This is a genomic window from Sphingomonas bacterium, from assembly GCF_903644055.1.
Lineage (GTDB): Bacteria > Pseudomonadota > Alphaproteobacteria > Sphingomonadales > Sphingomonadaceae > Sphingomonas_I.
On record NZ_CAHJXD010000294.1, the window covers coordinates 1 to 4,907 of the forward strand.

6 protein-coding genes and 1 tRNA gene are annotated in these 4,907 nt (G+C 70.3%); 2 read left to right on the plus strand and 5 right to left on the minus strand.

What is annotated here, in order from left to right; all coding sequences use genetic code 11:
* From HUU94_RS12545 to HUU94_RS12565, 5 genes are all read right to left on the minus strand, one after another.
* Positions 1-587 (minus strand): AAA family ATPase (locus HUU94_RS12545; protein WP_174275403.1); only part of this gene is annotated, 587 nt, incomplete at its 3' end.
* On the minus strand, positions 578-1,201 hold the full coding sequence (gene tmk, locus HUU94_RS12550; protein ID WP_174275406.1) for a dTMP kinase: 624 nt from the start codon (positions 1,199-1,201) through the stop codon (positions 578-580). The genes tmk and HUU94_RS12545, both read right to left, overlap by 10 nt.
* Positions 1,202-1,216: 15 nt before the next feature.
* Positions 1,217-2,371, minus strand: coding sequence for a D-alanyl-D-alanine carboxypeptidase family protein (locus HUU94_RS12555; protein ID WP_254602195.1), 1,155 nt, complete (start codon positions 2,369-2,371; stop codon positions 1,217-1,219).
* 23 nt (positions 2,372-2,394) lie between these two features.
* The gene (locus HUU94_RS12560; RefSeq protein WP_174275404.1) at positions 2,395-3,024 is read right to left on the minus strand and encodes a septal ring lytic transglycosylase RlpA family protein; all 630 of its coding nucleotides are present in this window, start codon (positions 3,022-3,024) and stop codon (positions 2,395-2,397) included.
* Positions 3,008-4,105, minus strand: coding sequence for a lytic murein transglycosylase (locus HUU94_RS12565; protein WP_174275405.1), 1,098 nt, complete (start codon positions 4,103-4,105; stop codon positions 3,008-3,010). The genes HUU94_RS12560 and HUU94_RS12565 overlap by 17 nt, the downstream gene beginning before the upstream one ends.
* A 75-nt stretch (positions 4,106-4,180) precedes the next feature.
* Between HUU94_RS12565 and HUU94_RS12570 the strand changes: the two genes are divergently transcribed.
* Both HUU94_RS12570 and HUU94_RS12575 read left to right on the plus strand, forming a co-directional pair.
* A tRNA-Ser gene (locus HUU94_RS12570) sits at positions 4,181-4,270 on the plus strand.
* A 20-nt stretch (positions 4,271-4,290) separates the two neighbouring features.
* Positions 4,291-4,907 (plus strand): chloride channel protein (locus HUU94_RS12575; protein WP_254602196.1); only part of this gene is annotated, 617 nt, incomplete at its 3' end.

Consider the following 4,907-nt stretch of genomic DNA (forward strand, 5'->3'; position numbering starts at 1 on the left):
AGCGCCGGGACGTCCTCGCCATCGGGCAGCACGCGCCGCAGCACGGTCTCGCACTGCGCCGCCCCCAGCCGCCCGAAGCGCAGCAGGCGGCAGCGCGAGCGGATCGTCGGCAGCAGGCGGCCGGGGGCGTGGCTGACGAGCAGGAAGATCGTGCCGACGGGCGGCTCCTCGAGATTTTTGAGCAGCGCGTTGGCGGCGGATCGTTCGAGATCGTCGATCGCATCGATCACCACGACGCGGCGCTGCGAGAGGCTCGGTGTCGTCGCGAACAAAGGTTGCAGCGCGCGGACCTGATCGACGCCGATCGATCGGGCACGTTCCTCGCTCTTGTCCTTCGTAAGCCGTTCCAACAGCTTGAAATCGGGGTGCGATCCGGCGGCCAGCAGTCTGGCCGAAGGATGCTCGTCCGCTATCGCGAAGCCTTCGGGCGCGCCTGCCAGCAGCCAGCGTGCCGCGAGTTGCGCGAAGCTTGCCTTGCCCACGCCCTGCGGCCCGGCAAGCAGCCAGGAATGATGGAGGCGATCGGAGCGCGCGGCTTCCCGGAAGGCGGCGACGGCATCGTCGTGCCCGATCAGGCTCACAGCCATTCCCCGACCGCCGCTGCCAGTCGCTCGGTGACCGCCTCGGCCGCGCCGCTGGCGTCGACGATACGCCAGCGCTCCGATTCGGCGTCGGCGAGCCGGCGAAAGCCCGCCGCCACGCGCGCGTGATAGGCGGGATCGCGCGCGCCGAAGCGATCGGGCCGGCCGGCATCGCGGGCCGCCTCGCGCGCGACCGCCTGCGCCTCGGGGAGCGCGAGCAGCAGGGTGCGATCGGGAAGCAGGCCTTCCGAGCCGATCGCATGGAGCGCGCGGATCGCCTCGTCACCGAGCCCGTCGGCTCCCCCCTGATAGGCGAGCGAGCTATCGAGGAAGCGATCGCAAACTACCCAGCGTCCCGCCGCCAGCGCCGGGCGGATAGTGCGCGCGACATGATCGGCGCGCGCGGCGGCGAACAGCAGCGCCTCGGTGCGCGCGGTCCAGCGTTCGGCCTCGCCCTGCAGCAGCAAGGCGCGGATCGCCTCGGCGCCGGGGCTGCCGCCGGGCTCGCGCGTCTCGACGACATCGAGCCCGCGTTCGCGCAACACGGTCGCGAGCAGGGCCGCCTGCGTGGATTTGCCGACCCCCTCCCCGCCCTCGAGACTGATGAATCGGCCGGGCAGCCCCATGGGCAATGGTCAGCCGCGCCCGACGAGATGGCGCAAGCCGTTGCCGACGCGTCCGAGGAAGCCCGCCATCGGCACGGCGTCGGCGGCGACCAGGGGCATCACCTGCGGCGGCCCATCCGGCGTGCGCACGATCAGATCGGCGACATGCTGGCCCTTGGCGATCGGCGCCTTGACCGGCCCGTCATAGGCGATCGTCATCTTGATATCGCCGCCGAGCCCGACGGGCACGGTGACCGAGAGATCGCGCGGCGCCACGACGTTGACGCTCCGCGCGCTGCCCTGCTGCACCGGCACCGCGTCCACCTGCTTGCCCGCCGCGAACAAGGGCTTGGCGGTCCAGGCGTGGAGCCCCCAATTCATGAAGGATACCGATTGCTCGATCCGCTCGTTGAACGAATGTAGCCCCGCCAGCACCATAACCAGCCGCCGGCCGTTCTGCTCGGCCGATCCGGTGAAGCCGTAGCCCGCCTCGTCGGTATGCCCGGTCTTGAGGCCGTCGGCGCCCGGCACGCGCCCCAGCAGGGGATCGCGATTGGCCTGCGTGATGTCCGCGCCCGATCCCAGCGTCTTGCCCCAGGTGAAGTTGGGGCGGCTGTAGAAGGTCTTGTAGAGATCGGGGAAGTTCTGGATCGTCGCGGTGGCGAGCTTGGCGAGATCGCGCGCGGTGACATAGGTCTGCCCGGCATCGGGCCAGCCGTTCGATGTGCCGAAGTGGCTGTTGGTAAGGCCGATCTCCTGCGCCTTCTTGTTCATGATCGCGACGAACGCGGGCTCGGTGCCCGCGATCTGCTCGGCGAGCACGACGCAGGCGTCGTTGCCCGAAAGCGTGACGATGCCGAACAGCAGGTTGGCGATCGAGACCTGCTCGCCGACCGACAGGAACATCGTCGATCCGGCGGCGGGGCCGTGCCATTGCTTCCACGTCTCGGGGCGCACCGTCGCCATGTCGGAAAGCTTGATCTGGCCGTGCCTGACCATGTCGAACGCGACATAGACGGTCATCATCTTGGCCATCGACGCCGGCGGTATCCGCTGATCGGGGTTTTTCGCGTAGAGCGTCGCGCCCGAGGAGAGATCGGTCATGAAGGCGATCGGCGCGGGCGTATCGAACGGCGGTGCCGCGGCCTGCGAGGGAAGCCCGATCATGCCGGCGAGGCCGAGCATCAGGGCCGCTGAACGGATGCGCATCATGGGGTGGGGCTAGTCCTCTGCTCGCTGACGGGATCGGGGGCGGGATAGCTCGGGCCGCGCGCCCGCGCCAGCGTCTCGACGGCGTTCGGCGCGGTGTCGGACACGCTGGGAAGCGCCATCGCGGGGCGCCCCGAACGCAGCGCACGGCGCACGCTATCGCCAGGGAAGACGCGACGGACGCGGACGCGGGCGACGCCCGCGCGGGTGATGCCGAGCAGTTCCGCCGCGCCGTAGGAGAGATCGATGATCCGGTTGGCGACGAACGGACCGCGATCATTGACTCGCACGATCACCCGCCTGCCGCTGGCGAGCACGGTGACCTCGACGTAGCTCGGCAACGGCAGCGTCTTGTGCGCGGCGCCGACGCGGCGGCCGTCGAAGCGCTCGCCGTTGGCAGTGGCGCCGTGCTGCCCCTTGGGGCCGTACCAGGAGGCGAGGCCGGTCTCGTCGTAGCTCGGGTCGTCGGCGGGCGAATACCATGTCCCGCGCACCTGATAGGGTCTGCCGATCTTGACCGGCGTATCGGCGACCAAGTGGTGGCTCGGTCCGGCGCAACCGCCCAACGCCGATCCGAGCGCGGCTAAGGCGACGATGCCGCGCGACGCGCGATCAGCGCAGGATTTCATCGGCGAGCAGGCCGGCGGCGAGGCCGTAGAAGTTCGAGCAATTATAATCGAGGATCGCCTGATAATTGCTGCTCAGCAGATAGGCGGTGGCGCTCGGGCCATCGGGCTCGATCAGCGTCATCTGCTCATCCTCGGCGATCCCCGGATAGGCGAGCGGCGCCACCCCCCTCGCCTTCCACTCGGCCATCGTCAGCCAGCGGCTGAGGCGCGCGTGGACGCGCGGGCAGCGCGGGCTGGTGATCGGCGAGCGCAGCGCGCCGCGATCGAGACCGGCGGGCACCCGCACCGGGACCCCCCAGGCGACGTCGGGCTTCCATCCCGCGTTGATCAGATAATTGCCGATCGAGGCGAGCGCATCGGCCTCGCTGTTCCAGATATCCGCCTTGCCGTCGCCGTCGCCGTCCTTGGCGAGCCGCAGATAGACGCTGGGCAGGAATTGCGGATAGCCGGTCGCCCCCGCCCAGCTCCCCTTGAGCGTCGCGCGGGGAAAACCGCGATCGATCAGCTTCAGCGTCGCGATGAATTCGGCGACGAACAGCTCCCGCCGCCGCCCGTCATAGGCCAGGCTGGCGAACGAGCGGAGCAGATCGAGATTGCCGCTGAAGCTGCCATAGCCCGTCTCGTGCCCGTAGATCGAAAGCATCATCGCCTCGGGCACGCCCGTCCTGCGCTCGATCGCGGCGAGCAAGGGGCGGAGCGCGGCATAGCGGCGGCGCCCGCCCGCGATATGCGCGGCATCGACATGCTGGGCGCGATAGGGCGCGAAGTTGAGCGTGGCGGACGGCGCGCCGAAGCCGCCGCCGCCGGGCTGCGCGCGGTCCGAGCGGATGACGCGCGGGTTGAGCGTGAGGCCGCCGGTCTCGCGATCGAACGTCGCGGGGTTCACCCCCTCGGCGATCGCGCGCGGGCGCAGGCCGGCGACGAAGCCGGTGAAGGCGGCTTGCTGGGGATCGGCGGCGTCGGGTTGCGGCGGAGTTGCCGAAGCCGCCGGCTTCGCGGGAAGCTCATAGGGCAATGGCGGTGGCGCGGCGGCAAGCGCCGGCGCCGAAACAGCGATCAGGACGGCAACGAGCCTCGGCATGCGCGCACCCTGCCACCCCCCGGCGCTCGGCGAAACCCTTCCCTGCCGCTTCATCCACAGCTAAGCGCGAACCAAGGACAGGTGGCCGAGTGGTTTAAGGCAGCGGTCTTGAAAACCGCCGTGGGTTCACGCCCACCGTGGGTTCGAATCCCACCCTGTCCGCCAATCGAGATGACGGGAGCTTCGTGGATCCGGCCAACCCTTCCCAGAAGGCGGAACGAGCGCCGCGCCCGTTCTCGCGCGCGCTCGCGGACGGCTTTCTCACGCCGTTCGGCGGATCGGCGGGCGCGCGACGCTTCGCCGCGAGCGGGGGGCACTGGATGGCGCCGCCGCTCACCTGGCTGCGGCGGCGGGTGCGGACCAGCGAAGCAGCGCTGATCGTCTTCGCCGTCCTGATCGGTGTGATCGCCGGCCTTGCGACTTTGCTCCAGAGCAACATCGCCCATACAGTTCAGGTCTGGGTTTACGGGCTCTCCGGCGAGGAAAGGCTGAGCGCGCGCCCGGCCATCGCGCCCTTGCGGCTGCTCGCGCTGCCGATCGGCGGGGCGGTGCTCGCGGGGTTCGGCATGCTGCTGCGGCGGCGGAAGCGCCCGCCGATCGACGTGGTCGAGGCGAACGCGCTCAACGGCGGCGTCATTCCGATGCGCGACAGCCTGCAAGTGTCGGTGCAGACGCTGATCTCCAACGGCGCGGGTGCATCGGTGGGGCTCGAGGCCGCTTATGCGCAGGTCGGCGGCGGGATCGCTTCGGTGGCGGGGCGATGGCTCCGGCTGCGGCGCGCGGACCTGCGCATCCTGGTCGG

Excerpts from the sequence above, each read along its gene's own strand:
- HUU94_RS12555 (WP_254602195.1), bottom strand. The coding sequence starts at position 2,371 with ATGCTCGGCCTCGCCGGCATGATCGGGCTTCCCTCGCAGGCCGCGGCA.
- HUU94_RS12560 (WP_174275404.1), bottom strand. The coding sequence starts at position 3,024 with ATGAAATCCTGCGCTGATCGCGCGTCGCGCGGCATCGTCGCCTTAGCC.
- HUU94_RS12565 (WP_174275405.1), bottom strand. The coding sequence starts at position 4,105 with ATGCCGAGGCTCGTTGCCGTCCTGATCGCTGTTTCGGCGCCGGCGCTT.